General features: G+C 68.8%; 24 protein-coding genes and 1 pseudogene. 12 read left to right on the forward strand and 13 right to left on the reverse strand.

Translation table 11 applies throughout. The features are described from left to right. Window positions 1-359 precede the first annotated feature (359 nt). The 3 genes and pseudogenes from LCC91_RS08210 (at window position 360) to LCC91_RS08220 (ending at window position 5,292) form a co-directional block, all read left to right on the forward strand. A pseudogene (locus tag LCC91_RS08210) lies at window positions 360-3,448 on the forward strand (Rne/Rng family ribonuclease). Window positions 3,449-3,519: 71 nt separating this feature from the next. Continuing rightward, window positions 3,520-4,020: a bacteriohemerythrin gene (locus LCC91_RS08215; RefSeq protein WP_052231395.1), complete on the forward strand. Its 501-nt coding sequence runs from the start codon at window positions 3,520-3,522 to the stop codon at window positions 4,018-4,020. A gap of 117 nt (window positions 4,021-4,137) precedes the next feature. Next, window positions 4,138-5,292, forward strand: coding sequence for an alpha-hydroxy acid oxidase (locus tag LCC91_RS08220; RefSeq protein WP_043698890.1), 1,155 nt, complete (start codon window positions 4,138-4,140; stop codon window positions 5,290-5,292). A 267-nt stretch (window positions 5,293-5,559) separates the two neighbouring features. Here LCC91_RS08220 and soxB read toward each other — a convergent pair whose 3' ends face one another. The 9 genes from soxB to LCC91_RS08265 all read right to left on the reverse strand — a co-directional run bounded on the left by soxB (window position 5,560) and on the right by LCC91_RS08265 (window position 13,597). Further along, window positions 5,560-7,290, reverse strand: a complete 1,731-nt coding sequence (soxB, locus tag LCC91_RS08225; RefSeq protein ID WP_043698892.1) for a thiosulfohydrolase SoxB — start codon at window positions 7,288-7,290, stop codon at window positions 5,560-5,562. Window positions 7,291-7,411: 121 nt separating this feature from the next. Continuing rightward, a complete protein-coding gene (soxZ, locus tag LCC91_RS08230; RefSeq protein ID WP_043698894.1) occupies window positions 7,412-7,723 on the reverse strand; it encodes a thiosulfate oxidation carrier complex protein SoxZ in 312 nt (103 codons plus the stop codon). 51 nt (window positions 7,724-7,774) lie between these two features. Beyond that, complete coding sequence (gene soxY, locus LCC91_RS08235; RefSeq protein WP_043702065.1) at window positions 7,775-8,227, reverse strand: thiosulfate oxidation carrier protein SoxY; 453 nt, start codon at window positions 8,225-8,227, stop codon at window positions 7,775-7,777. Window positions 8,228-8,279: 52 nt separating this feature from the next. Beyond that, window positions 8,280-8,606: a c-type cytochrome gene (locus tag LCC91_RS08240; protein WP_043702063.1), complete on the reverse strand. Its 327-nt coding sequence runs from the start codon at window positions 8,604-8,606 to the stop codon at window positions 8,280-8,282. Window positions 8,607-8,685: 79 nt separating this feature from the next. Beyond that, the gene (locus tag LCC91_RS08245) at window positions 8,686-9,792 is read right to left on the reverse strand and encodes a c-type cytochrome (RefSeq protein ID WP_043702059.1); all 1,107 of its coding nucleotides are present in this window, start codon (window positions 9,790-9,792) and stop codon (window positions 8,686-8,688) included. Beyond that, the gene (soxC, locus tag LCC91_RS08250) at window positions 9,792-11,135 is read right to left on the reverse strand and encodes a sulfite dehydrogenase (protein WP_058616566.1); all 1,344 of its coding nucleotides are present in this window, start codon (window positions 11,133-11,135) and stop codon (window positions 9,792-9,794) included. The genes LCC91_RS08245 and soxC overlap by 1 nt, the downstream gene beginning before the upstream one ends. Next, window positions 11,128-11,532, reverse strand: a complete 405-nt coding sequence (locus LCC91_RS08255; RefSeq protein ID WP_197052570.1) for an ArsR/SmtB family transcription factor — start codon at window positions 11,530-11,532, stop codon at window positions 11,128-11,130. The genes soxC and LCC91_RS08255 overlap by 8 nt, the downstream gene beginning before the upstream one ends. 96 nt (window positions 11,533-11,628) lie before the next feature. Further along, on the reverse strand, window positions 11,629-12,336 hold the full coding sequence (locus tag LCC91_RS08260; protein ID WP_043702053.1) for an ABC transporter ATP-binding protein: 708 nt from the start codon (window positions 12,334-12,336) through the stop codon (window positions 11,629-11,631). Further along, window positions 12,329-13,597 (reverse strand): lipoprotein-releasing ABC transporter permease subunit, encoded by a 1,269-nt coding sequence (locus tag LCC91_RS08265; protein WP_043702050.1) that lies wholly within the window; start codon window positions 13,595-13,597, stop codon window positions 12,329-12,331. Before LCC91_RS08265 ends, LCC91_RS08260 begins: the two co-directional genes overlap by 8 nt. Window positions 13,598-13,653: 56 nt before the next feature. Here LCC91_RS08265 and LCC91_RS08270 point away from each other — a divergent pair, with 56 nt between their 5' ends. The 5 genes from LCC91_RS08270 to LCC91_RS08290 all read left to right on the forward strand — a co-directional run bounded on the left by LCC91_RS08270 (window position 13,654) and on the right by LCC91_RS08290 (window position 17,764). Next, a complete protein-coding gene (locus LCC91_RS08270; protein ID WP_143898321.1) occupies window positions 13,654-14,655 on the forward strand; it encodes a phosphoglycerate mutase in 1,002 nt (333 codons plus the stop codon). Further along, entirely contained in the window at window positions 14,652-16,397 is a 1,746-nt protein-coding gene (gene recJ / locus LCC91_RS08275) for a single-stranded-DNA-specific exonuclease RecJ (protein WP_043702047.1), read from the forward strand. The genes LCC91_RS08270 and recJ overlap by 4 nt, the downstream gene beginning before the upstream one ends. Next, window positions 16,394-17,053: an RluA family pseudouridine synthase gene (locus tag LCC91_RS08280; protein ID WP_043702044.1), complete on the forward strand. Its 660-nt coding sequence runs from the start codon at window positions 16,394-16,396 to the stop codon at window positions 17,051-17,053. Before recJ ends, LCC91_RS08280 begins: the two co-directional genes overlap by 4 nt. Before the next feature lie 85 nt (window positions 17,054-17,138). After that, window positions 17,139-17,372, forward strand: coding sequence for a type II toxin-antitoxin system Phd/YefM family antitoxin (locus LCC91_RS08285; protein WP_043702069.1), 234 nt, complete (start codon window positions 17,139-17,141; stop codon window positions 17,370-17,372). After that, window positions 17,369-17,764: a type II toxin-antitoxin system VapC family toxin gene (locus LCC91_RS08290; RefSeq protein WP_043702040.1), complete on the forward strand. Its 396-nt coding sequence runs from the start codon at window positions 17,369-17,371 to the stop codon at window positions 17,762-17,764. Before LCC91_RS08285 ends, LCC91_RS08290 begins: the two co-directional genes overlap by 4 nt. Window positions 17,765-17,840: 76 nt before the next feature. On the opposite strand, the gene rssA is transcribed toward LCC91_RS08290, so the two are convergent. The 3 genes from rssA to LCC91_RS08305 are packed head-to-tail and all read right to left on the reverse strand — an operon-like array spanning window position 17,841 to window position 20,170. Continuing rightward, a complete protein-coding gene (rssA, locus tag LCC91_RS08295) occupies window positions 17,841-18,740 on the reverse strand; it encodes a patatin-like phospholipase RssA (protein WP_043702037.1) in 900 nt (299 codons plus the stop codon). A 58-nt stretch (window positions 18,741-18,798) separates the two neighbouring features. Next, window positions 18,799-19,437: a CoA transferase subunit B gene (locus tag LCC91_RS08300; RefSeq protein WP_043702035.1), complete on the reverse strand. Its 639-nt coding sequence runs from the start codon at window positions 19,435-19,437 to the stop codon at window positions 18,799-18,801. A 28-nt stretch (window positions 19,438-19,465) separates the two neighbouring features. Beyond that, on the reverse strand, window positions 19,466-20,170 hold the full coding sequence (locus LCC91_RS08305) for a CoA transferase subunit A (protein WP_043702032.1): 705 nt from the start codon (window positions 20,168-20,170) through the stop codon (window positions 19,466-19,468). 94 nt (window positions 20,171-20,264) lie between these two features. Here LCC91_RS08305 and LCC91_RS08310 point away from each other — a divergent pair, with 94 nt between their 5' ends. The 4 genes from LCC91_RS08310 to LCC91_RS08325 all read left to right on the forward strand — a co-directional run bounded on the left by LCC91_RS08310 (window position 20,265) and on the right by LCC91_RS08325 (window position 23,339). Beyond that, window positions 20,265-20,837 (forward strand): LuxR C-terminal-related transcriptional regulator, encoded by a 573-nt coding sequence (locus LCC91_RS08310; RefSeq protein WP_043702029.1) that lies wholly within the window; start codon window positions 20,265-20,267, stop codon window positions 20,835-20,837. 383 nt (window positions 20,838-21,220) lie between these two features. Next, window positions 21,221-21,850, forward strand: a complete 630-nt coding sequence (locus tag LCC91_RS08315; protein ID WP_043702026.1) for a sigma-70 family RNA polymerase sigma factor — start codon at window positions 21,221-21,223, stop codon at window positions 21,848-21,850. Beyond that, entirely contained in the window at window positions 21,847-22,539 is a 693-nt protein-coding gene (locus LCC91_RS08320) for an anti-sigma factor (protein ID WP_043702023.1), read from the forward strand. Before LCC91_RS08315 ends, LCC91_RS08320 begins: the two co-directional genes overlap by 4 nt. Before the next feature lie 188 nt (window positions 22,540-22,727). Then, complete coding sequence (locus tag LCC91_RS08325) at window positions 22,728-23,339, forward strand: hypothetical protein (protein WP_224440888.1); 612 nt, start codon at window positions 22,728-22,730, stop codon at window positions 23,337-23,339. Window positions 23,340-23,436: 97 nt separating this feature from the next. Here the strand turns inward: LCC91_RS08325 and LCC91_RS08330 are convergent, their stop codons facing one another. Further along, window positions 23,437-24,024: a ferritin-like domain-containing protein gene (locus tag LCC91_RS08330; RefSeq protein ID WP_043698616.1), complete on the reverse strand. Its 588-nt coding sequence runs from the start codon at window positions 24,022-24,024 to the stop codon at window positions 23,437-23,439. Window positions 24,025-24,134 lie beyond the last annotated feature (110 nt).

Consider the following 24,134-nt stretch of genomic DNA (forward strand, 5'->3'; position numbering starts at 1 on the left):
GACAACCCGTCTTCGCCGGGCTGAACCGACGTGCTGTTGTAGCGAACCCGATACGGAATACCCCCAACGTGCAGCCGGGCCGCGATGCCTGGTGTGAGCCGGTCGGCTGCACGCGGATTGACGTGACCACCGAGACGCCCACCCCCGCCGTGACGACCTGCGGCCCGACGTCCCAGTTCACCGTGATCCACGCGCCCATGCCCGGGAGCGCGTGAGCCCCTGCCCGGCCGTGCCGCCGCGCAGACCTCGCGTCCCCCCGTGGCTCTCCGGCAATTCCTCCCCGTTCGCTCGACCGGTCCGCGGTTCGCGGCAGGTGCGCCCGTATCGGGCGCGTATTGACCGTGTTCGAGGAACCAACGATGAAACGCATGTTGATCAACGCCACGCAGGCGGAAGAGCGCCGGCTGGCGATCGTGGACGGGCAAAAGCTGCTCGACTACGAGGTGGAAATCGAGGGGCGTGAACAGCGCAAGGGCAATATCTACAAAGCGGTGGTCACGCGCGTGGAGCCGTCGCTGGAAGCGTGCTTCGTCGATTACGGCGAGGACCGCCACGGCTTTCTGCCGTTCAAGGAAATTTCGCGCCAGTATTTCCAGGGCAACGTCGCCCCGTCGCAGGCGCGCATCCAGGACGTCATCAAGGAAGGCCAGGAACTGCTGGTCCAGGTGGAAAAGGAAGAGCGCGGCAACAAAGGCGCGGCGCTGACCACCTTCATCAGCCTGGCCGGGCGCTATGTGGTGCTGATGCCCAACAACCCGCGCGGCGGTGGCGTCAGCCGCCGCATCGAAGGCGAGGACCGCGCCGAACTCAAGGCCACGCTCGACAAACTCGAATATCCCAACGGGATGAGCATCATCGCGCGCACCGCCGGCATCGGGCGCGAGGCGGCCGAGCTCCAATGGGACCTCAATTACCTGCTCAAACTCTGGAACGCGATCGAAAGCGCGGCCAAGTCGTTGAGCAAGCCGGAGCTGATCTATCAGGAATCGACGCTGGTCATCCGCGCGATCCGCGACTATTTCAACAGCGACATCGGCGAAATCCTGATCGACACCGACGACATTTTCGAGCAGGCCAAGGGCTTCATGTCCCACGTCATGCCCGAGTATGTCAACCGGGTCAAGCGCTACCGCGACAACGCGCCGCTGTTTTCGCGCTTCCAGATCGAGCACCAGATCGAAACCGCGTACAGCCGCACGGTGACCCTGCCGTCGGGCGGCGCGATCGTGATCGACCAGACCGAGGCGCTGGTGGCCATCGATGTCAACTCGGCGCGCGCGATCAAGGGCGGCGACATCGAGGAAACGGCGCTGCGCACCAACCTGGAGGCCGCCGACGAGGTCGCGCGCCAGGCCCGCTTGCGCGACCTGGGCGGGCTGATCGTGATCGACTTCATCGACATGGAGGACAGCAAGAACCGCCGGGAAGTCGAAAACCGTCTGCGCGAAGCGCTCAAACAGGACCGCGCGCGCGTGCAGTTCGCGCCGATCAGCAAGTTCGGCCTGCTGGAAATGAGCCGCCAGCGCCTGCGCCCGACGCTGTCGGAGGGGGCCTCCATCCCCTGCCCGCGCTGCGGCGGCTCCGGTCACATCCGCGACACCGAATCGTCGGCGCTGCAGATCCTGCGCGTCATCCAAGAGGAATCCCTCAAGGACAACACCGCCGCCGTGCTCGTGCAGGTGCCGGTGGACGTCGCGAGCTTCCTGCTCAACGAAAAGCGCGTCGAGATCACCAAGATCGAGCTCAAGCAGCGCATCAGCGTGCTGCTCGTGCCCAACAAGTCGCTGGAGACGCCCAACTACAAGCTCGAGCGCCTCAAGCACGACGACCCGCGGCTGGACAACCTCGACGCGAGCTACAAGCTGGCCGACATCGTCGAGGACGTGGCGATGGTCACGCGCCGCAGCCAGGAGCGCACCAACCGCCAGGAACCGCTGATCAAGGGCGTGCTGCCGGACACCCCGGCACCCGTCACCCCGCAGCGTGCCGCGGAGCCCCCCGCGCCGGTGGCGGCGCCGGCAGCGGCCCCCGCTGCGCCCGCGGCACCCGCGCCGGTCGTGCCGCCTGCTACGCCGTCCGCCGCTGGTGTGACCGGGGAGACCGGCTTCTTCGCGTGGCTCAAGCTGTCTCTTCGGCTGGCAGGCGGCCCCCGCCCCGGCACCGCTCGCCCCGAACAGCAGCACGCCCGCCGTCCCCACGACAGCCGCGCCCAAGCCCGCCCCGGGGGCTGAGCGCCGCGAGCGCGACCGCGGCCCGCGCGGCGGCCGGGGCCGCCCGGACAACGGGCGCGGCGAAGCGCGCGGCGACGCCGTCCCCCGTGGCGAGCGCCCCCCGCGCGGAACGGCGCGACGAGCGTGCCGACAACCGGGGCGACACCCAACCCGCCGCGACGGACGCCACCGTCGGCACCGAAACACCGCGCCCGGCCGAGGCCGGCACCGCACGCCGCGAGCGTGGTGACCGCCGCCCGCGTCCAGAGCGTCCCCCGCGTGCCGCCGGCCCTGCGGACACCGAGGCGGCACTGACCGACGCCACCCCGGCGGTGCCTTCCGGCGAGCCGGCCACCCCGGTGACCGAAGCGGCCACACCGGAGCGCGAGCGCAGCGAGCGCCGCCGCCGTGGCCGCCGTTCGCGCAACGGTGCCGGCACAGGTGCGCCGATCGAGTCCGCCGAAGCGGGCGGAACGACGCCGGCGCCGCACGCCGACGTCACACCGGCTGTGACGGAGGCCGCTGAGCCCCCCGCCCCGACCACCGCCGCGGCCGACACCGCAGCGCCTGCGGTCACGGCGGATGGTGGAACCGATACTCCCACCGCCGACGAGCGCCGCCCGCGCGAGCGCCGCAGCCGCGACCGCTACGGACGCGACCGTGCACGCCGCGCCGACGGCGGCGACACCCCCGTGGCACAGGCCACCGACGGCGGGGACGCGACGCCGTCCGCGGATGCCGACGCTGGCGAGACGCCGCGCCGCTCGTATTTCGCGCGCCCGCCCGTTACGGGATCCGTGACCGAGCCCGTATCCGGCCTGATTGCGGAGGGCCCCGCCGCGACGCCTGCCGCCGCTGCCGAAGCAACACCGGCGGCAGCATCACAACCGACGCCGCAGGCAGCACCGGCTGCGCACGCGCCCGCCCCGACGCCGCCCGCCGATACAGCGGCCCCCGCCCCCGCAACCGCCGCTGCCGCCGCAGCGCCTGCGGCAGCCCCGGCACCGTACCGGCTCCCGGTCGACGAGATGGCGGCAATCGCGCAGGCCGCCGGGCTGGAATGGGTGCAGTCCGACCCAGCGAAGGTCGCGGCCGCACAAGCCGCGATCGCCGCGGAACCCGCGCCGGTGCACGTCCCGCGCGAGCGGCCGCCGGTGGCCGCGCCCGACGAGCAGCCGCTGGTGCTGATCGAGACGCGGCGCGACCTGCGCGACCTGAAGCTGCCGTTCGACGCCTGACGGTCCGCCCGGTGGGGTGGCTTGATACACGTCAAGCCACCCCGTCGCACCGCCCGCTACCCTCACCGTCCATGAGCACCGAGACCGAGACCTTTCCCGAGATCCCGCCGCTCGTCTGGAGCGACGCGCTCGCCACCGGCGACGGGCGCATGGACGAAACCCATCAGGAATTCGTCGAGCAGCTCGAGGCGCTGCGGGCGCTGCCGCACGACCAGCAGCTCGAACCCTACCGGGCGCTGGTCGCGCACACGGTCGAGCATTTCGAGCGCGAGGAGCGCTGGATGCTGGCGGTCGGCTTCACGGCCGACAACTGCCACGCCAGCCACCACCGCCACATCCTGGAAACGATGCGCGCGGTCGAAGAACACTACCTGCAGGGCGACCACGAGATCATCGACCGCATGGCAGCCGCCTTGGCCGAGTGGTTCCCGATGCACGCGCAGACCATGGACGCGGGTCTGGCACAACACATGCGCGCCGTCGGCTTCGACTCGCGTACCGAAACGCTGGCCGACCCGTCGCGCGTGCGGCCTGCGACGATGAGCGGCTGCGGCAGCGTGCAGTGCAGCTAAGACCACCCGCCGGTCACGCGCTCGCCACGACGCGTCGTTTCTTCAACGGCGCAGTGTCGCATTTCACATGACACGGCGGGGGGCGGGCGCTACCATGCGCGCGGAAGGAGACCCCCCATGCCCGTGATCACCTGCATCGAAGACCTGCGGCGGCTCGCGCAGCGGCGCGTGCCGCGCATGTTCTACGACTACGCCGACAGCGGCTCGTGGACCGAGAGCACCTATCGCGCCAACGAGGCCGACTTCCAGCCGATCCGGCTGCGGCAGCGCGTCGCCGTCAACATGGAAGGCCGCAGCACGCGCACGACGATGGTCGGCCAGCCGGTGGCGATGCCCGTGGCGCTGGCACCGACCGGGCTGACCGGCATGCAGCACGCCGACGGCGAGATCCTCGCGGCCCGCGCCGCGCGCGCGTTCGGCGTGCCGTTCACGCTGTCGACGATGAGCATCTGCTCGATCGAGGACGTGGCGCAGCACGCGGGCGAGGGCTTTTGGTTCCAGCTCTACGTGATGCGCGACCGGGATTTCATCGAGCGGCTGATCGACCGCGCCAAGGCCGCCCGCTGCGGGGCGCTGGTGCTGACGCTGGACCTGCAAATCCTGGGCCAGCGCCACAAGGACCTGAAAAACGGCCTCTCCGCCCCGCCGAAGCTGACGCTGCCCAATATCCTCAACATGATGACCAAGCCGCGCTGGTGCCTGGGGATGCTCGGGACGCCGCGGCGTCAGTTCGGCAATATCGTCGGCCACGTCAAGGGTGTCGAGGACATGGGCAGCCTCTCCGCCTGGACCGCGCAGCAGTTCGATCCGCGCCTGAACTGGGGCGATGTCGAATGGATCAAGAAGCGCTGGGGCGGCAAGCTCATCCTCAAGGGCATCATGGACGTCGAGGACGCCAAACTCGCGGTCGATTCGGGTGCCGACGCCATCATTGTCAGCAACCACGGCGGCCGCCAGCTCGACGGCGCGGAATCGAGCATCCGGGCGCTGCCGCGCATCGTCGACGCAGTGGGGTCGAAGATCGAGGTGCACCTGGACGGCGGCATCCGCAGCGGTCAGGACGTCCTCAAGGCCTGGGCGCTCGGGGCGCGCGGCACCTACATCGGCCGCGCCTTCCTGTACGGCCTGGGCGCGATGGGCGAGGCCGGCGTGACCAAGGTGCTGGAGATCATCCACAAGGAGCTCGATCTCACGATGGCCTTCACCGGCCACACGAATATCGAGACCGTGGACCGCTCGATCCTGATCCCGGGTACCTACCCGACCGCCTGATGGCCGATGGGGGACGGACACGTCCGTCCCCCAGCACCGCGCCTAAACCCACTGCTGCGGCCTTGTACCGCCCCCTTGACACGAGGGGGCTGAGCGAGGCGGCATCAAGCCGCAACGTGTCAAGGGCCGCCCCCAACACCAGAGCGCTGGAAGATCAATGCCCGGCACCACGCATCGGCGGCACCGTCGCCGGCGCGCAAGACCGGCGTCGACGACGGGCAGAGGCCCTTGGCTGGCACGACACAGGTCGCGACCAGCACACCAACCTCAGGCCGCGAGGCCCGGGTTGCCCGCCATGCTGAGGATCTTCGGCGTGTTGATCCGCACGTTGCGGATCACCTTCTTGTCGCGCAGGTAGGTCGATACCACGTCCCAGATCGGCTCGGCGGTGCCCTGCACGCCTTCCTGCACCGAGGCCCAGCCGGCGACCTTGATCTTCTTGTCGGCCGCCAGCGGCTCGCCCTTGAAGCGCAGGTCTTGGATGCGCTGGCCGGCCGGCGCGGTCGGGTCGATCGTGTAGGTCAGGCCGCCGACGCGCACCATGTCGCCCCCCTGCTGGTAATACGGGTCGGGGTTGAACAGGTTGTCGGCGATATCTTCCATGATCTCCTTGATCTGGGCGCCGGTGAACTCGTTGAGCGTGGTGGTCGGGTAGGTCAGCGCCATCTGGTCCATCATGCGCTCGTAGGTGATCACGTCGCCCGGCAGCAGGCTGGTACCCCAACGCACCCCCGGCGAGAACGCCGCGTCCGCCCCCTTGACCTCCATCAGCGCGTCCAGGATCACCTGGTCCCACGACCCGTTGAAGTTGCCACGGCGGTACAGCAAGTCCTCGGTGACGGCGAGCTTTTCTTCCAGCTTGGCCTTGTACGGGGCGCGCACCTGCTCGATGAACGCCGCCATCTCACGGTCCGCCGGCAGCAGGTTGGAAAACACCGGCAGCAGCTTGTAGCGGAAGTCGCGCACCTTGCCGTCGCGCACGTCGAAGTCGAGCACGCCGAGGAACTTGCCGTTGGAGCCGGCGTTGGTCACCAGCGTCTGGCCGCCGGCGTTCTTGACGATGACCGGTGCCGGCATGCCGTCGTGCGTGTGGCCGCCGAGGATGGCGTCGACGCCGCGCACGCGCGAGGCCATCTTGATGTCCACATCCATGCCGTTGTGCGACAGCACGACGACGACCTGCGCCCCCTTGGCGCGCACCTCGTCGACCATCTTTTGCAGGTGGTCGTCACGGATGCCGAAGGTCCAGTCGGGCACCATCCAGCGCGGGTTGGCGATCGGCGTGTACGGGAAGGCCTGACCGATCACCGCAACGGGGATGCCGTTCTGCTCCTTGATCACGTAGGGCTCGAACACGAGCTCCTCGAAGTCCGCCGTCTTGACGTTGTGCGCGACGAAGTCGATGTGACCCTTGAAGTCTTTCTCGACGATTTCCTTGACGCGCTGCGCCCCGAAGGTGAACTCCCAATGCGGGGTCATGATATTGACGCCGAGCCGCTTGCAGGCGTCCACCATGTCCTGCGCATTGGTCCACAGCGATGTCGCCGACCCCTGCCAGGTGTCGCCGCCGTCGCACAGCAGCGCGTGCGGACGGCTGGCGCGCAGCATCTTCACCAGCGTCGCCAGGTGAGCGAAACCCCCGACCTTGCCATAGGTCTTGGCCGCGCGGCTGAAGTCCAGATACGTGAAGGCGTGCGCCTCGGGCGTGCCCGGCCGGATGCCGAAGTGCTTGAGCAGGTGCTCACCGACGAGGTGCGGCGGACGCCCCTTCGCGTCGGCGACACCGAGGTTGACGCTGGGCTCGCGGAAATAGACCGGGATGAGCTGCGCGTGGCAGTCGGTGAAATGCAGGAAGCTGACGTTGCCGAACTTCGGCACGTCGTACAGACGGTGCACGGCACCGGGCTTCGCAGCCAGGACGTCCTCGTGGGCGATGGTCATGCCCGACGCGCTGGCCACGGCCAGCACCTGCAGAAACTCGCGGCGGCTGAGACTCATGTTGGGGGTTCCTCTGAGGGGGCGACGCGCGCCCGAAAAACGAAGGCCAGCGGGCCACTGGCACCGCTGGCCCAACGAGGGCCGCGTGCAGCCGCGGCCCAGGGGCACCCGTCGAACGGGATCACGCGATGGTGGCTTCGTCGGTGCGGGACTCGCCCTTGTTGTCGGTCCACTTGACGACCACCTTGTCGCCCTTGGCCGCACCCTTGAACTTGAAGCTCAGAAACGGGTTCTGCGACACCGCCCCGCTCCACATCGCCTTGAGCACTTCCCGTCCGTTGTGCGTGGCCACCACGTCCGTGATGTAGTGCGCCGGCACCAGGTTGCCCGACGCATCGCGCCGCGTCCCCGGCTCCATCACGTGGCTCATCAACACCCGCACCGTCGTCACCCCACCGGCCTCGTTGGCCCGAATGCGCATCGGATCTGCCATGACTCTTACTCCTTGTTCGCTTGCGTTCGTGCTGTTTGCGCTCAGCGGCCATCAGCCACCGCAGCCACCCAGCGTCACCTTCGTCTCTTTCACCGCCGAGTACAGCTTGCCGTCGGCCTTGACCACCGCCAGCACGTTGGTGCTCTGCCCCATCTTCAGCCGCGTCTGCACGTCCGCTTCCGTGCCCGCCGGAATCATGAACGCCGCCGCCAGCGGCGTCGGGTTCTTCTCCACCAGCAGGTAGATCTCGGTCGTGTTGGGGATCTTGCTCACCGCCCCCACCGGCACCACGGCACCGTTTTCCGCAATGTCCGGCGAGATGATTTGCACCTGATCGCTCGTGGCCGGCTGACCGCCCACGGCCTTGAGCGCATCGGCCAGGCTCTTGGCCGCAAAACCGTCGCGGCTCATCGCCTGCGCCTGCTCGGCCGTCACCAGACCCAGCGACACCAGCGTCGCCAGCGCTCCGCCGGCCTTGAGCACGGCGCGTCGATTCTGTTTCATCTTTCGCTCCTGTTCACGTCAAAAGTCACACAGACCGCCCAGCGGGCGGCCCTCACTTGTCGGGCGCGCCGGCCAGCACCCATTCGGCCAGCAGCTTGGCGTCATTGTCACTCAAGCCCGCCTGCGCCGGCATCGGCACCGGCCCCCACTTGCCCGCGCCTCCCTTCTTGATCGAAGCGGCGAGCTCCTCCGGCTTCATGCCCTTGTATTTGTTGGCGATGTCCTTGTACGCGGGGCCGACCATTTTCTTGTCCACGGCGTGACACCCCATGCAGGCGTTCTTCTGTGCCAGCGCTTTGGCCGCCGCCGCGTCGAGCGCGTACAGCGGGGTGGTCAGGCTGGCCAGACCGGCCGCCCACAGAACGAGGGTTTTGCGCATCGGTTGTCTCCTGTCGTCGTCGATCGTTGGGAGGGAAATACGGCCCGCCTGCGTTGGATGCGTCGACGGGCCGCAGGGTTCACTTGGCGCCGGCAGCGATCCAGGCCGCGATCGCCTTGGCGTCGGCGTCGCTGACCTGCGGCTGCGGCGGCATCGGGATCGCGCCGTACACGCCCTGGCCGCCGTTCTTGATCTTGCCGACCAGGTAGGCCTCGAGGTCGGCCTTGCCCTTGTGCTTGGCCGCCACCTCGCGGTACGACGGGCCGACAATCTTGTTGGCCACGCCGTGGCAGGCGGTGCAGGCGTTCTTGTTGAGCAGCGCGGTGACGTCCGCCCCACCGCCAGCGGCCGGGGCCGCCGCGGCGGGCGCCGGCGCGGCCATCGACACCTTCTGCGTCAGCGGCTCCTTGCGCGGGGGCTTGGTGGTGTCCCAGCCGCGCATCGGCCCGATCAGGCGCTGCTGCTCGAACAGGTTGCCGTGCGCGTCGCGCATATTCTCCGGCAGCATCGACTTGATGTCGCCTTCGATCGGGCAGTTGTTCATGCAGCGCGTGTTGCGCACGTCCGGCTTGCCGCTGAACGCGTAGTTGGGCAGCCACAGGCCGTGGTCGGTCGTCATGCCGTTGCGGTTGGGCATGCGCTTTTGCACCTCGGCGATGTTCTGGTCGCTGAGCACAAAGTCCTCGGGGACGATGTCCCCCAGGTGCAGGATATAGGCGACTACGCCGTAGACATCTTCCACCGACAGCGACTTGGGCGCGTTCCACGGCATTGCGCGGTTGATGTAGTCCCACAGCGTGGACACGGTGGGCACCTTCATCAGCGTGGTGCGCTGCGGAAACGCCGCCTCCAGTCGCAGGTTGGCCACGCGACCGGTCTCGATGTCCTTCTTGGTCGTGCCGCCGACGATCGGGGTGAAGACCTCGTTGGACTCACCGAACTCGCCGTGGCACGACGCGCATTTGGCCATCCAGACTTCTTCGCCGTGCTTGACCGAACCGGACCCCTTGGGCAGCCCCTTGAAGTCGGGCCGCACGTCGATGTCCCACGCCTTGATCTCGGCGGGTGTCGGTGCGCGCCCGAGGTCGGCCCAGGGCTTGTTGGCGTGGGCGGCACCCGCGGCACCGGCCAGCAGGGACGCGGCGACGGCGGCGGCGCGGAGGTTGGTCGAAAAACGCTTGTTCATCAGTACACCTGCACGTTGGAGACTTCGCCGTTTTCGGACACCAGCCAGCTCTGGATGGCGTTGTTGTGGTAGATCGAGCGCGTGCCGCGCACCGCGCGCAACTGGTTGATCTTGGGCTGCACGTAGCCGGTGGAGTCGATCGCGCGGCTCTGCAGGATCGCGGGCTTGCCGTCCCACACCCAGTCGAAGTTGAAGCGCGTGAACGCCTTGGGCAGGATGGGCTTTTCCAGCCGCGCCGGCCGCCACGTGCGGCCGCCGTCCACCGACACGTCGACCGCCTTGATCGTGCCGCGGCCGGACCAGGCCAGGCCCGAGATGTTGTAGTAGCCGCGGTCGAGCAGGGTCTGGCCGCCCGACGGGGTGGTGATGACGCTCTTGCACTCCTGGATGCCGCTGTACTGGCGGTGCAAGCCGTTGGGCAGCAGGTCGATGTAGTGGATCGACTCGTCTTTGGTACCCCAGGGCTTGTCGCCGACTTCGATGCGGCGCAGGTATTTGACGGAGCTGACCGCCTGCACGCCGGGCACGATCAGACGCAGCGGGTAGCCGTTTTCCGGCCGCAGCATCTCACCGTTCTGGCCCCAGGCGACGATCACGTCGTCCAGCGCCAGCTCGATCGGGATGGTGCGCGTCATCGACGAGCCATCCGCGCCCTCGGCGAGCACGTACTTGGCGCGCTTGCGGTCGATGCCGCACATGTCGAGCAGCGTGGACAGCAGCACGCCGGTCCACTCCGAGCAGCTGCACATCCCGTGCGTGTACTGCACCGTCGGCACGGCGACGTTGCCCCACTCCATCGCGGTGTTGGCGCCGCACTCGAGGAAGTGGATGCGCGACACGCTGGGCAGGCGCATCAGCTCGTCCATCGTGAACACGCGCGGCCGCTTGATGAGGCCGTCGTCGCCGTGGATCATCAGGCGGTGCTTGGAGGGATCGATGTCCCACCAGCCCTGGTGGTGACGTTCGAAGTGCAGGCCGCTGGGGGTGATGATGCCGAACAGCCCCTGCAGCGGGGTGAACGACACCGACGCCTGCGACACGCGCGTCAGCCCCGGGCTTTCACGGCGCTGCAGGTTGGCTTCCCACTTGCTGGGCATACCGTAGCCGCGCGCGGCCACGGGCTGGCCCAGCCCGGTGGTGTGCTCGGGCAGCTTCAGGATCGCGTCCTCGCCCTCGGGCGCGGCGACGGCCTTGCCGGCAGCAACGGCACCGGCCCCCATCGCCAGGGCCTTGGCCATGAAGCTGCGGCGCGCCTTGCGCGCCTGCTCGAGCAGCTCCGGACTCAGATGGTTCTCGGGCGCGGGCAGAACCCGGCCGACGACTTCGCGCAGGTTTTCAGACACTGGTTGCTTCCTTCGACTCAAAGGGGAACACCGACACCGGCCGATCGCGACCGCACCCTACCCCTCGCTCCGGGTGCGACTGCCCCACCAACGCCTGCTGCGAGATCAGGCGGCACATGTCCCAGTAGGGCGAACGCGCCACCCGATAGAAAACCCGAGTCCCCTCCCGTCGACGCACCAGCAGGCCAGCCTGATGCAGCCGGGCCAGGTGGCGCGAGACGTTGGCCTGCGCCAAGCCCGTGGCCTCCATGATGTCGTTGACGCACCGCTCGGATTCGCACACCGCATGCAGGATGCGCAACCGCGCCGGCTCCGCCAGCACGCTGAAACACCGTGCCACCGCTTCGAAGACGGGCTGCAGGGTGTCCATCGCGACGGGCGTCGTGGTTGCGTTCACACCCCGCAGTATATGATTGAATGCGAATATGGTTATTCGTACAAACCCTAAGCTCACCGCCTGGGCACGCTGAGCCCGGGCACCCCGGGCCGGGGTTCAGAGGGGGAAAGCGTCGGCCGCGTCCGACAGGTGGCCGCCGCTCAAGCGCAGGCGCCGGTCGCAGCGCGCCGCGAGCGTCGGGTCGTGCGTGACGAGCACGAAGGCCGTCCGCTGCGAGCGGGCCAGCGCCAGCATCTGCTCGAAGACGATCGCCGCGGTTTCGCGGTCGAGGTTGCCGGTCGGCTCGTCGGCCAGCACGCACGCCGGCTGCGTCACGAGCGCGCGGGCGATCGCCACCCGCTGGCGCTCGCCGCCCGACAGCTCGGCCGGGCGGTGCAGCAACCGCTCGCCCAGGCCGACGCGCGCGAGCGCCTCGGCCGCCCGCTGGACCGCCTCCGCCCGCGGCAGGCGCCGGATCCACAGCGGCATCGCGACGTTTTCCTGCGCGGTGAACTCCGGCAGCAGGTGGTGGAACTGGTAGACGAAGCCCAGGTAGCGGTTGCGGGCCGCGCCCTGCGCTTGCGGCGGCAGGCGGTGCAGGTCCTCGCCCATCAGGCGCACCTCGCCGCTGGTCGGGGCGTCCAGCCCCCCCAGCAGGTGCAGCAGCGTGCTCTTGCCGGACCCCGAAGCACCGACGATGGCCACGGTCTCTCCTGCTCGCACCGTCAAATCCACACCGCGCAGCACGGTCACGTCCAGCCGCCCTTCGCGGAAGCGCTTGACCAGCCCGCGTGCCTGCAGCACCACGCCCGCCACCTCACTCATAACGCAGCGCCTCCGCGGGGTTGATGCGGCTGGCCCGCCAGCTCGGGTACAACGTTGCAGCAAACGCCAACAGCAGGGAAATGATGGCCACCGGCACGATGTCGGCGGCCTGCGGATCGCTGGGCATGCGGCTGATCAGGTAGATGTCCTGCGGCAGGAAGTGCACCCCCAGCAGCCGCTCCAGCGCCGGCACCAGCGTGTCGATGTTGAAGGCCACCCCCAACCCCAGTGCGAGTCCCAAGGCCGTGCCAACGACCCCGACCGCAGCCCCCTGCACGACGAACACCGTCATGATGCTGCGTGGGCTCGCGCCCAGCGTGCGCAGGATGGCGATGTCGCCCCGCTTGTCGGTCACGGTCATCACCAGCGTCGAGACCAGGTTGAACGCCGCCACCGCGACAATGAGCGTGAGGATGATGAACATCATGCGCTTTTCCACCTGCACCGCGGCGAACCAGGTGCGGTTGGCGCGCGTCCAGTCGCGCACCACGACGCCCGGGCCGACCGCCGGCTCCAGCCGCGCCGCCAGTTCGATCGCCACCTCGCGCGCGGCGTGCAGGTCGTCGAGCCGCACGCGCACGCCGCTCGGCCCCGTGAGGCGAAAGAGCCGCTGCGCGTCCTCCAAGTGCACCAGCGCCAGCGTTGCGTCGTATTCGTAGTGGCCGGAGTCGAACAGCCCGACGACGGTCATCTGCCGCAGGCGCGGCACGACACCCGCCGGTGTGAGTTCGCCACTCGGGACGATCAGCGTCACCGCGTCGCCCGTGGTCACGCCGAGCGAGCGCGCCAGCGCCGCGCCGAGCACGATGCCGAAGCGCCCGGGCTGCAGCGCGCCGAACGCCTGCGTCGCCAGATCCGCCCCCAGCGCGGTGACGGCCGGCTCCAGCGCCGGGTCGATGCCGCGCACCACCGCGCCTTTCATGTCCTGTCCGCGCGCCAGCAACCCCTGCGCCGCGATGAACGGCGCCACGGCCCGCACGCGCGGGTGCTCGCGCACCACGGCCATCGTGCGCTGCACGTCGTCGAGCGCGTCGCCCGTCGTCGACAGCACCTCCACGTGCGCCAGCACGCCCAGCATGCGGTCGCGCACCTCTTTCTGGAAGCCGTTCATCACCGACAGCACGATGATGAGCGCGGCCACCCCCAGCGCGATGCCCAACATCGAAACCGCGCTGATAAAAGAAATAAACCCGTTACGGCGAGCACCGCGGCCGGCGCGCGTATAGCGCCAACCGATCACCCATTCATAAGGTATTGCCATGCTTATCCATCCCAGTGGCCTGATTGTGCCGCAGCGCCGCCTGCGACAATTGCGCCATGTCTGGCATTCGCCATCTCATCATTGCCCACGCAGCACCTCCTGCCCACCTATCACCAGCGCCCGACATCCCCGCGCTGCCCGCGCTGCAGCGCTGGCTGACCAGCGCAACCGAGACCGCCATACACGCCGGCGACGTACTCAGTCTGACGCCTCCCCACGAGCACGCCATGGCGCGCGCACTGGGCTGGCCCGTGGTCGATGGACGGCTGCCGTGGGCGGCGTGGCACTCGGGCCGCACCGAAGTGGCGTGCGCATGGCTGTGGCCGTGCCACTGGCAGGCCAGCCTGGATCACCTCACGATCATCCCCGCCCAGGCACTGGATCTGCACCCCGAGGAGGCGGCAGCCCTGCGGCAAGCATTTGCCGAATTCGCCGCGCAAGATGGCGTGACATTGCAGGGTGATGACCCGCTGCGCTGGCACGCCGAAGGCGACCTCTTCGACGGCTGGACCTGCGCCAGCATCGATCGCGTCGCCCACCGACGGCCTGACGCCTGGTGGCGCGACGCCGGCAACGATCCGGCGGCGCGCGCGCTGCTGCGCTTGCTCAACGAAGCGCAAATGCTCTTTCACGACCACCCTGTCAACGCCGCGCGCGTGCGGCGCGGGGCGCTGCCGATCAACGGCTTGTGGGTCAGCGGCGCGGGGCGGTGGAGCGGTGAAGGCCCACCGCCCAACGCCGCCGCGGTGCGCTGCGACGAGACGCTGTTGCGCGCGGCCCTCTTGGGAGATGGATCGGCCTGGCAAGCGGGTTGGGAGCGCATCGACCAGCAGTGGATCGTCCCGTATTGGGAGAACGCGTTGCGCGACGGACAGCCCCACTGGTTAACCTTGTGTGGTGAACGCGGTTGGCGCTGCTGGCGGCTCGATCCCTCCGCGCCAGCATCCCCCCCGCCGCGGATGGGGTGGCGTGAGCGCTGGCGACGCTGGTGCAGAGCAACCTCGTCCGCGCCAAACGGCACCAGTGGCATGGCCATCGACTGGTGGAGCGGACTGTGAGGATCACCCCCCGCGACGTGCCGCCGCGCGCGGCCTGGACGCTGGAGCAGGCCGGGGTGCACCCGCTGCTGGCGCGCCTCTATGCCGCCCGCGGTGTGCAGGACCCCGTCGAGCTCGACGACGCGTTGAGCCACCTGCCGCCGCCGGATCGGCTGCGCGGCGCCACGGAAGCGGCCGAGCTGCTCGCGGACGCGATGCGGCAGGGCCTGGCCGTGTGCATCGTCGCGGATTACGACTGCGACGGCGCCACCGCCTGCGCCACCGCGTGGCGCGGGCTGCGACTCCTCGGTGCCCCGCTGGGGTGGGATCGGGTGCGCTACCTGGTGCCCGACCGCGTGCGCGACGGTTATGGCCTCACGCCCGCGCTGGCCGAGCGCGTCAAGGCGATGGGCGCGCACGTGCTGGTCACGGTCGACAACGGCATCGCCAGCCTCGACGGCGTCGCGCACGCGCGCGCCCTGGGCCTGCAGGTGCTGATCACCGACCACCACCTGCCGCTCGTCGTCGACGGCACCGTGCGGCTGCCCGCCGACTGCGTCATCGTCAACCCCAACCAGCCGGGCTGCCCGTTTCCGTCCAAGGCGATGGCAGGTGTCGGGGTCGTGTTCTACGTGTTGCTGGCGCTGCGGGCGCTGCTGCGCCAGCGCGGCGTGTTCAACGCGGCGAACCAGCCGCGGCTGGACGCGCTGCTGCCGCTGGTCGCGCTCGGCACGGTGGCGGACGTGGTGCGGCTCGACGCGCACAACCGGCGGCTCGTGGCGCAGGGCCTCAAGCGCATCCGTGCCGGGGCCATGCCCGCGGGCATGGCGGCGCTGCTGGCGGCGGCGGGACGTGCCCCTACGCGCGTGTCCACCTTCGACCTCGGCTTTGCGCTGGGGCCGCGCCTCAACGCCGCCGGGCGGCTCAGTGACATGGGGCTGGGCATCGAGTGCCTGATCACCGACGACCCCGCGCACGCCGGTGCCCTCGCGCAGCAGCTCGACGCCATCAACCGCGAGCGGCGCAGCGTCGAGTCCGCGATGCGCGAACAGGCGCTGCTGGCGATCGCCGAGCGCCACGGCGGCGATCTCGACCCGGCCAGCGCCCCTCCGTCCCTGACCGTTTTCGACCCCGGCTTTCACGAGGGGGTGGTCGGCATCGTCGCCGCGCGGCTGAAAGACCGGCTGCACCGCCCGGTGTTCGTCTTCGCCCCGGCACGGCTGGACGACGGCACGCCCTGCCTCAAAGGCTCCGGCCGCTCGATCGCGGGCTTTCACCTGCGCGACGCGCTCGACGCCATCGCCAAGCGTGATCCAGGGCTGCTGCTGCGCTTTGGCGGCCACGCGATGGCGGCCGGCTGCACGCTGCCGGCCGACGGGCTCGCCGCCTTCGACGCAGCGCTGCGCACGATCGCCGGCGAGTGGTTGGACGCGGCGACGCTGCAGCGTCGGCTGGAAACCGACGGCGCGCTGCCCGCTGCGTGGCGCGGGGTCGAGACGGCCGAGCTGCTCGACGCCCAGGTCTGGGGCCAGGGCTTTGCCGCGCCGCTGTTCAGCGACGAAGTCGCCGTGCTGGGCCAGCGCATCGTCGGCGAGCGCCACCTATCGCTGCGCCTGCGCATCGGCGACACACCGATCGATGGCATCTGGTTCGGGCGCACCGACGCGCTGCCCGCCACCGCGCTGCTGGCCTACCGGCTCGCCGCCGACGAATGGCAGGGCCAGCGGCGGCTGCGCCTCATCGTCGAGGGGGCCGAGGCGTGACGCCCGACGGCATCGCCGTGGTGTACGCCGACGACGCGCTGGTGGTGGTGGACAAACCGGCGGGGCTGCTGGCCGTGCCCGGCCGCGGCGCGGACAAAGCCGATTGTGTGGTCAGCCGCCTGCAACGCCACATGGGCCCGGTCTACGTCGTGCACCGGCTCGACATGGACACCTCTGGCTTGATGGTGCTGGCGCGCACCCCGGCGGCGCAGCGCGCGCTCTCGATCGCCTTTGCCGAGCGCCGCATCGAAAAGCGCTACATCGCCGTCGTCGCGGGCGTGCCATTGCCCCCCGCCACTGCGGACGGCTGGTGCGATATCCGCCTGCCGCTGATCGTCGACTGGCCGCGCCGCCCGCGCAGCAAGGTGGATTTCCGACACGGCAAGCCCAGCCACACCCGCTGGCGCGTCCTCGGCCACGAGCGCCGGGGTACGGTGTGGGCCACCCGGTTGGCACTCGAGCCGATCACCGGCCGCTCGCACCAGCTGCGGGTGCACCTGGCCGCCACCGGCCACACCATCCTCGGCGACCCGCTCTACGCCGCCCCACCGTTGCGCGCCGCGGCCCCGCGGCTGCTGCTGCACGCGGCCCGCCTCGCGTTCCCCCACCCGGCCAGCGGTGCGTGGTTCGTGCAGGCGTGTCTCCCGCCCTTTTGACAAACCCGCGGAATGCGTTGCCACCTGAACCCGCCCCTTGACGGATAATCAAAAAGCGCAGTCAAGCTGCCTGGGGGTGCCATTGATGACCACCGTCGTCTCCAAGTCCGCATTCAAAAACCGGCCACTCGCCTACTTCCGCCAAGTGGAAAGCGGGGGCGATCCCGTGGTGGTCACCGATCACGGCATTCCCACGGTGGAGATCCGTCGGTGCCGGCCTGCGGCGTCCTCGCCGCTGGAGCGCCTGCGGGGCACCGTCCTGCGGTATGAACAACCCATGGAACCGGTGGCCAACGAGGACTGGAGCGTGCTGCGGTGATCGTGCTCGACACCCACGCCCTGTTGTGGTGGGTATCGGGGGACGCCCGTCTGTCCACGGCGACTCATCAGGCCATCGAGCGCGAGCTCGATCGGGGTGCCATCGTGATCTCGTCGATTTCCCTCTGGGAAATCGCGATGTTGATCGAACGCGGTCGCCTCGCCCTGTCGATGGATCTGGATGCGTGGCTCGCCACCGTCGGTGAAATCGATGCGGTTCGCTTCTTCCCCGTGGACAACGATATCGCCCTGCAGAGCGTCCGGCTGCCCGGGGACTTCCACGAAGACCCCGCGGATCGTTTCATCGTCAGCACGGCACGCCGCCTCGCGGCACCCTTGGTGACGGCCGACGAGAAAATCCGCACCTACCCCCACGTGCAGACCATCTGGTAGGGGCTCCCACGGCCGGATACACAGAAAGAGAATCCGCCCATACCGGGCCCACCACCGTGGGAACCGCCAACGGGCATCAACCCAGGGCGGCTTCCCGAATCGTCACCAGCGCCTGCTCCGCCGCCTTGCGGCCGGCGGCGATCGCAGGTGCCGCCCGGTGGAAGTCCATCGCCGCGATGTCGGAGAGCGCCGGGCGGATGACGACGTCGGCCGGCTCACCGGCCAGGCGGCTTTGCGTGATGCGCCACTGCACAATGTTCATGCTGGTCACGATCACGTCGAGCAGCGACGGCGGCCCCTCGGTGGCGGAGGCGGCCTGTTCTGCGGTGTCGTCGGGCTGCCCGCTCAGACGCGCCCACACCCCCTCCCACAGCCCGCGCGAGCGGGTGCGCGAGCGCCCCGCCACCCGCTGGCGGCGGCGCATCAGGTCCCAGTTGAGGTCGACAGCGATCACCACCTCCGCCCCCATCGCGCGGCACAGCGACACGGGCACCGGGTTGACCAGCCCCCCGTCGACCAGCAGCCGCCCGTCGATACGCGCCGGGGTGAACACGCCGGGAATCGCGATGGAGGCGCGCACCGCGTCGATCACCGGTCCGTCGCGCAGCCAGATCTCGCGCCCCGTGGCCAGATCGGTGGCGACGCAGCCGAAAGGCTTGCCCAGCGACTCGATGCCACCGTCGGCAAAGCGCTCGCGAAAGAATGCGACCAGCTTACCGCCCTCAATCAGCCCACCGCCGAGCCGCAGGTCGATCAGCCCCACCACCTGCTGCCAGCCCAGCGACCGCACCCACGGCTCCAGCCGATCGAGCTCCCCGGCCGCGTAGGCCGCGCCGACCAGCGCACCGATCGACGTGCCGCAGACGATATCGGGCTCTATGCCCGCTTCCTGCAGCACCCGCAGCACGCCGATGTGCGCCCAGCCGCGCGCCGCGCCGCTGCCCAGCGCCAGCCCGATGCGGGGACGACGGTTCATCGCGTTCACGACAACCTCGCGCAGCGCAGCGGCATTCCGTCGGGCCGTCCCGCAGCGCTCAGATGAGCGGCACGCCGGTCTTGCTCTGGATGAACTCGCGCGTCACGCCGGGGGCGAGCTCGACGAGCTTGAGCCCCTCGGGCGTCACGTCCATCACACCCAGGTCGGTGATGATGCGGTCCACCACGCCCTTGCCGGTCAGCGGCAGCGTGCACTCGGGCAGGATCTTCAGGTCCTCGGTGCCGTCCTTCTTGCGCGCCACGTGCTCCATCAGCACCACCACGCGCTTGACCCCGGCCACCAGGTCCATCGCCCCGCCCATGCCTTTGACCATCTTGCCCGGGATCATCCAGTTGGCCAGATCGCCCTTGTGCGTGACCTGCATGGCCCCGAGGATGGACAGGTTGATCTTGCCGCCGCGGATCATCGCGAAGCTGTCGTGGCTGCCGAAGGTGGCGGAGCCTTTGATCGTCGTGATGGTCTGCTTGCCCGCGTTGATGAGGTCCGGATCGACCTCGTCCTCGTACGGGAAGGGGCCGATGCCCAGCAGTCCGTTTTCGCTTTGCAGCCAGACCTCGATGTGGTCGGGCACGTGGTTGGCCACCAGCGTGGGCAACCCGATGCCCAGGTTCACGTAGAACCCGTCCTGCAGCTCTTGTGCCGCGCGCGCGGCCATCTCGTCGTGCGTCCAGGGCATGATGCTCTCCTTGGAACCGTGGGCTGGGTCAGACCTTGCGCTCGCGCGTGGTGCGGCGCTCGATGCGTTTTTCCGGCGTCGGGTTGTGCACGATGCGGTGCACGTAGATACCGGGCAGGTGCACGTCGTCCGGGTCGATCGCGCCGGTGGGCACGATGCGCTCGACCTCGGCGATGCAGATCTTGCCCGCCATCGCCACCGCGGGGTTGAAGTTGCGCGCCGTCAGGCGAAAGCGCAGGTTGCCCGCGAGGTCCGCCACGTCGGCTTTGATCAGCGCCACCTCGGGGAACAGCGCGTGCTCGAGGATGTAGGTCTCCCCATTGAACTCGCGGTGTTCCTTGCCCTCGGCGACCATCGTGCCCACGCCCGTCTTCGTGAAGAACGCCGGGATGCCGGCGCCTGCGGCGCGCAGCTTCTCGGCCAGCGTCCCCTGCGGCGTGAACTCGATTTCCAGCTCGCCGGCCAGATACTGACGTTCGAACTCCTTGTTCTCGCCGACGTAACTGGAGATCATCTTTTTGATTTGCCGCGTCTCCAGCAGCTTGCCCAGGCCAAAGCCGTCGACCCCGGCGTTGTTGGAAATCACCGTCAGGTCCTTGACGCCGCTGTCGCGCAGCGCGTCGATCAGCGCCTCCGGGATGCCGCACAGCCCGAAGCCACCGACCGCAATGAGCTGTCCATCGCGCACCACGCCCTCGAGGGCCGCGGCCGCGCTGGGATAGACCTTGTTCATGCTCGCACGCTCCTGTCCATGGTGGGAGAAAGCCATACGATACTACGTAATGACATACGTAGGATTGCCTAAAGCCCAACCCTGACCCGCCGCGATGTCCCCGCCGCTGCCCGATACCGACGCCTACCGGCTCGCCTTCGAACTCGCGCCCGTGGGGCTGGCGCTGTCGCGCCACCGCATCATGGTCGACTGCAACCAAGCCATGTGCGAGATGTTCGGCGCCAGCCGCGAGGAACTCGTCGGCCAGAGCTTTCGCATCCTCTACCCCAGCGCGGACGAGTTCGAGCGCATCGGCGAGCGTATCGCGCCCATCCTCAACGCCCACGGCCACTACAGCGACGAACGCATCATGCGCCGCGTCGGCGGGCGCCTGGCGGGCCAGACGTTCTGGTGTCACGTCAGCGGCCGGGCCCTGGACCGCACGGACCCCCACGCCGCCGGCATCTGGAGCTTCGAGGACGTCTCGGCGCGCCGCCCCGTCACCGCAGCGCTGACCGCGCGCGAGCGCGAGGTGGCCGCCCTCGTGATGAAAGGCCTGACCGCCAAACAGGCCGCCAAGGCGCTGGGCATCAGCCCCCGCACCGTCGAAATCTACCGCGCGCGCCTGATGCGCAAATTCCACGCCGCAAGCACGGTGGAACTGGTGCAAAAGCTGCTGCTCGGCTGAGGCCCCGACGTCCCAACGCCGCTGGTGCGTCCACCGACACAGCGGCGCTTGCGACACCCGATCATGCGCCCCATCGCCGCAGCCCTCAACACACACTCAAAGCGGCACGCGGTCTGCGCAGCACAAGGCCATGCAGTGCCACGACTTACGCACGCAATCCCCAATTCCCCAGGCTCTGTGGGCGACGCTGTGGATAAGCCGTGAAGCATACGGGGAAACCCGCATAAAGCAAGCCTTCCGTTAGATTGCCTATTTTTTAGACAAACAGGCACAACCTCCACAGTCCTCTGGCCGGTGCCACCCAGGCCCGTCGAGCGCGGCGACGCCCTTATAGTTATCGGTCACGCGTGAATATCCACCGCGCCGCCTCGCATGACACGGCCATGAACCCCTCGCGCCCCACGACCGACGACCTCGCCGAGCTGCTCGCCCGAGTGGCGCTGGGCGACTCCCGAGCCTTTCAGCGTCTCTACGAGCGCAGCAGCGCGAAACTCATGGGACTGGTCGTGCGTATACAACCCCAGCGAGCCATTGCCGAGGAAGTGTTGCAAGAGACCTTTGTCGCCATTTGGCAACGTGCGGCTGAATACCAAACCACGCTGGGCAACCCCATGACCTGGATGGGCTCCATCGCTCGTCACCGTGCCATCGACAGCCTGCGGCGCGACGCCGCTCGGCCTCAGGGGCATCTCGTCCATCCTACCCCCGACGAGGACGGCGACGACGAAGCGATGCTGGCTTGGTGCGACCGCCTCGTGCCACAGGAACAAGCCATGGACGCCCACCACCCCTGGCCCGACCGCGGTCGCCTGCAGGCCATCGAAACATGCCTGGGGCAGCTGCCCTCGGCCCAGCGACAAAGCGTCGTGCTGGCGTACATCCACGGCCTGACCCACGCGGAGCTGGCACAGCAATTGCGGGCCCCATTGGGCAGCGTCAAGACCTGGGTGCGACGCGGTCTGCAAGCCCTCAAAAACTGTTTGCAAGCCTTTGGCGGGGAGCGTGCACTGTGAATATCCTGCACCCAGAGCGCGCCGAGGCGCTCGCCGCTGCATATGTTTTGGGAACGCTGCGCGGCCCCGCCCGCCGGCGGTTCGAAACCCTCATGGCCGCCCACCCATCGCTGCGCCAACACGTGCAGGCATGGGAAGCCCGACTGGCACCGCTGCAAGCCGTCGTTCCCGAAGAACCCGTGCCAACACGGGTGTGGAAGCGCATCGCCGCGCGCACGATCGAGCAACGACACACGCCGGCAGCGCGCCGTTGGCTCGACTGGCTGTGGCCTGCCTGGGCGCTGGCGAGCAGCGTCGCCGCCGCGTTGCTGTGGCTGCGCCACGATGCGCTCGATGCCGTCTCCACAGAACAGCTGGCCGTGCTCACCCCTGTTGATGCCAACGCCGTTCCTGCGCCCGAACAGCCCATCGTCGTCGCCATCATCGACGGCGGTCGGCGCTGGCGTGTGCTGGTATCAGCAGCACAGCGCCCATCGGCGCAAAAAGACTGGGAACTGTGGGCCATCCCACGAGGCGGCGCCCCGATCTCGCTGGGCACTGTGGCAGCCGGCCGCCTCAACGACGTGGCCCCGCCGCCGCCCCAAATAGCGCTCGAGGCCCTGGCCGTCAGCTTGGAGCCGCGCGGCGGCTCGCCCACTGGGCAGCCCACGGGGCCAGTACGGTTTGTACACCCGCTGCAGCGCAGCTAAACGACAACCCACGCCTCAAGGCCACGGCCTCATCACGCATCCAATCCGACCTCGCGTGCGTATAGACCCACGACTGGCGCAACACTGCCGCCAGTTTTGCTGACAACCCACTTGTGAGAGGAGAGACGGAAATGCGTTACTCGTTGCGTGGACTCACCGCGACCGCTGCCATCGCGCTGCTCGCCCCCGTGGCGGCACAGGCACAAGACAAAAAGCCCCTGACCTTCGGTGAGCTGCAAACCATCCGAGTGATGGCGGGCGGCATGGTTGGCGAGGCGCTGGGACAGGCCCTGGGTAAAAATATGTTGGGCATCATCGCCAACCGCTCCGCCATTTGCAGCACGCTCTCCGGCGGCGTGGGCAGCGGCTTTTTGCGCACCAACGCCAAAGGGGCCATCACCATGGAATCCATCCGCGAAGCAGTCGACGTCACCGCCGCGGTTGAGCGGATGCTGCCTGCCGACGCGCTCTACCTTGCGTTCGGCGGTGAGTGGAAAAAAGAAGACAACGTCGCGCTGCTGGAAAAAACACTGGAGGAGCTGGCCGTCAATCAATACAAAGGCACCATCGTCTTTCACGTCACCACCTGGGCACAAAAGCAGCCGCAAGAAATCGCCGCCCGCAACCCGCGGGTGGCGGCGTACCTGCGCCAAGCCGACATCCGCGTGGGCACGCTCAACCTCGACGCAAAAAAAGCCGTGCTCAACAAAGCCACGCTCGAGGGTGATCAGTGGAAGCTAACCCCCATCGGTGAAGTGCCGATGCGCGACGACTTGGTCGCGCTCTTCCGTCGCGCTTGACAAGACCCCTCAGCGACGGACAACCCCCCGGCACACCACGTGTGTCGGGGGTTTTGCTTTTATGTGGCCGGGCCGACGCCCGGCCTAACCATCACGCTCAAGCGCCGAACGACAAAGCCCCCGCCGGCAACGGACGCCCCAGTGCCGACGTCAGCGCCGTGAAGTGCATCGTCTCATCCGCCGCCAAACGCGCCGCCACCTTGGCCAGCTCACGGTCTTGCATGGCCGGAATCACGCTGATATAGGCGTTCGTCGCCCCCAGCTCCAGCCGCGCCGCCAAATCCAGCACATCGGCTTGCGACTTGAGCGCGGCGGCGTTGAGCGCCTTGGCATACGCCTCCAGCGACTTCTCCGCCACGGGCTGCCCGCCCAACTTGCGAATGGTTGCGGCCAATGCGTCCCGATGCGCTTTGTGGTGGCTTTGGAATTGCACCGCTACCTCCAACACCGACTTTTGCAGCAGCCCGCTGTTGGCCCCGAGCTGATACGCGGCGATCGCCTCGTGCTCCAGCCCCAGTGCCACATTGAGTATCTCCACGTCCTTGCTCGGCTGCGCCGCGTGTTGGGCGGCCAGCGCATCCCTGCCGGCCAACAGCGCCAGCGCCGCCAGCGACAACGTGGCACCACCGCCACGCAACACCCCACGCCGGGACGCATCCACCACCATCTTCTGGTTTGCCAACATGCTGCTCTCTCCTGGTAAGACAACCACAACGTGCCCGCGCTCGATACCGAGCACCCCTTGCCGGCCCCGCGGCCGGCAACGTGTCATACGCAGGGAAGCCGCGCTTGGAT

The organism is Tepidimonas taiwanensis (genome assembly GCF_020162115.1).
GTDB lineage: Bacteria > Pseudomonadota > Gammaproteobacteria > Burkholderiales > Burkholderiaceae_C > Tepidimonas > Tepidimonas taiwanensis.

What these genes read in the sequence shown, in the direction of transcription:
- LCC91_RS08215 (WP_052231395.1), top strand. Translation starts at nt 3,520, where the DNA reads ATGAGCACCGAGACCGAGACCTTTCCCGAGATCCCGCCGCTCGTCTGG.
- LCC91_RS08220 (WP_043698890.1), top strand. Translation starts at nt 4,138, where the DNA reads ATGCCCGTGATCACCTGCATCGAAGACCTGCGGCGGCTCGCGCAGCGG.
- soxB (WP_043698892.1), bottom strand. Translation starts at nt 7,290, where the DNA reads ATGAGTCTCAGCCGCCGCGAGTTTCTGCAGGTGCTGGCCGTGGCCAGC.
- soxZ (WP_043698894.1), bottom strand. Translation starts at nt 7,723, where the DNA reads ATGGCAGATCCGATGCGCATTCGGGCCAACGAGGCCGGTGGGGTGACG.
- soxY (WP_043702065.1), bottom strand. Translation starts at nt 8,227, where the DNA reads ATGAAACAGAATCGACGCGCCGTGCTCAAGGCCGGCGGAGCGCTGGCG.
- LCC91_RS08240 (WP_043702063.1), bottom strand. Translation starts at nt 8,606, where the DNA reads ATGCGCAAAACCCTCGTTCTGTGGGCGGCCGGTCTGGCCAGCCTGACC.
- LCC91_RS08245 (WP_043702059.1), bottom strand. Translation starts at nt 9,792, where the DNA reads ATGAACAAGCGTTTTTCGACCAACCTCCGCGCCGCCGCCGTCGCCGCG.
- LCC91_RS08260 (WP_043702053.1), bottom strand. Translation starts at nt 12,336, where the DNA reads ATGAGTGAGGTGGCGGGCGTGGTGCTGCAGGCACGCGGGCTGGTCAAG.
- LCC91_RS08265 (WP_043702050.1), bottom strand. Translation starts at nt 13,597, where the DNA reads ATGGCAATACCTTATGAATGGGTGATCGGTTGGCGCTATACGCGCGCC.
- LCC91_RS08270 (WP_143898321.1), top strand. Translation starts at nt 13,654, where the DNA reads ATGTCTGGCATTCGCCATCTCATCATTGCCCACGCAGCACCTCCTGCC.
- LCC91_RS08285 (WP_043702069.1), top strand. Translation starts at nt 17,139, where the DNA reads ATGACCACCGTCGTCTCCAAGTCCGCATTCAAAAACCGGCCACTCGCC.
- rssA (WP_043702037.1), bottom strand. Translation starts at nt 18,740, where the DNA reads ATGAACCGTCGTCCCCGCATCGGGCTGGCGCTGGGCAGCGGCGCGGCG.
- LCC91_RS08300 (WP_043702035.1), bottom strand. Translation starts at nt 19,437, where the DNA reads ATGCCCTGGACGCACGACGAGATGGCCGCGCGCGCGGCACAAGAGCTG.
- LCC91_RS08305 (WP_043702032.1), bottom strand. Translation starts at nt 20,170, where the DNA reads ATGAACAAGGTCTATCCCAGCGCGGCCGCGGCCCTCGAGGGCGTGGTG.
- LCC91_RS08310 (WP_043702029.1), top strand. Translation starts at nt 20,265, where the DNA reads ATGTCCCCGCCGCTGCCCGATACCGACGCCTACCGGCTCGCCTTCGAA.
- LCC91_RS08315 (WP_043702026.1), top strand. Translation starts at nt 21,221, where the DNA reads ATGAACCCCTCGCGCCCCACGACCGACGACCTCGCCGAGCTGCTCGCC.
- LCC91_RS08330 (WP_043698616.1), bottom strand. Translation starts at nt 24,024, where the DNA reads ATGTTGGCAAACCAGAAGATGGTGGTGGATGCGTCCCGGCGTGGGGTG.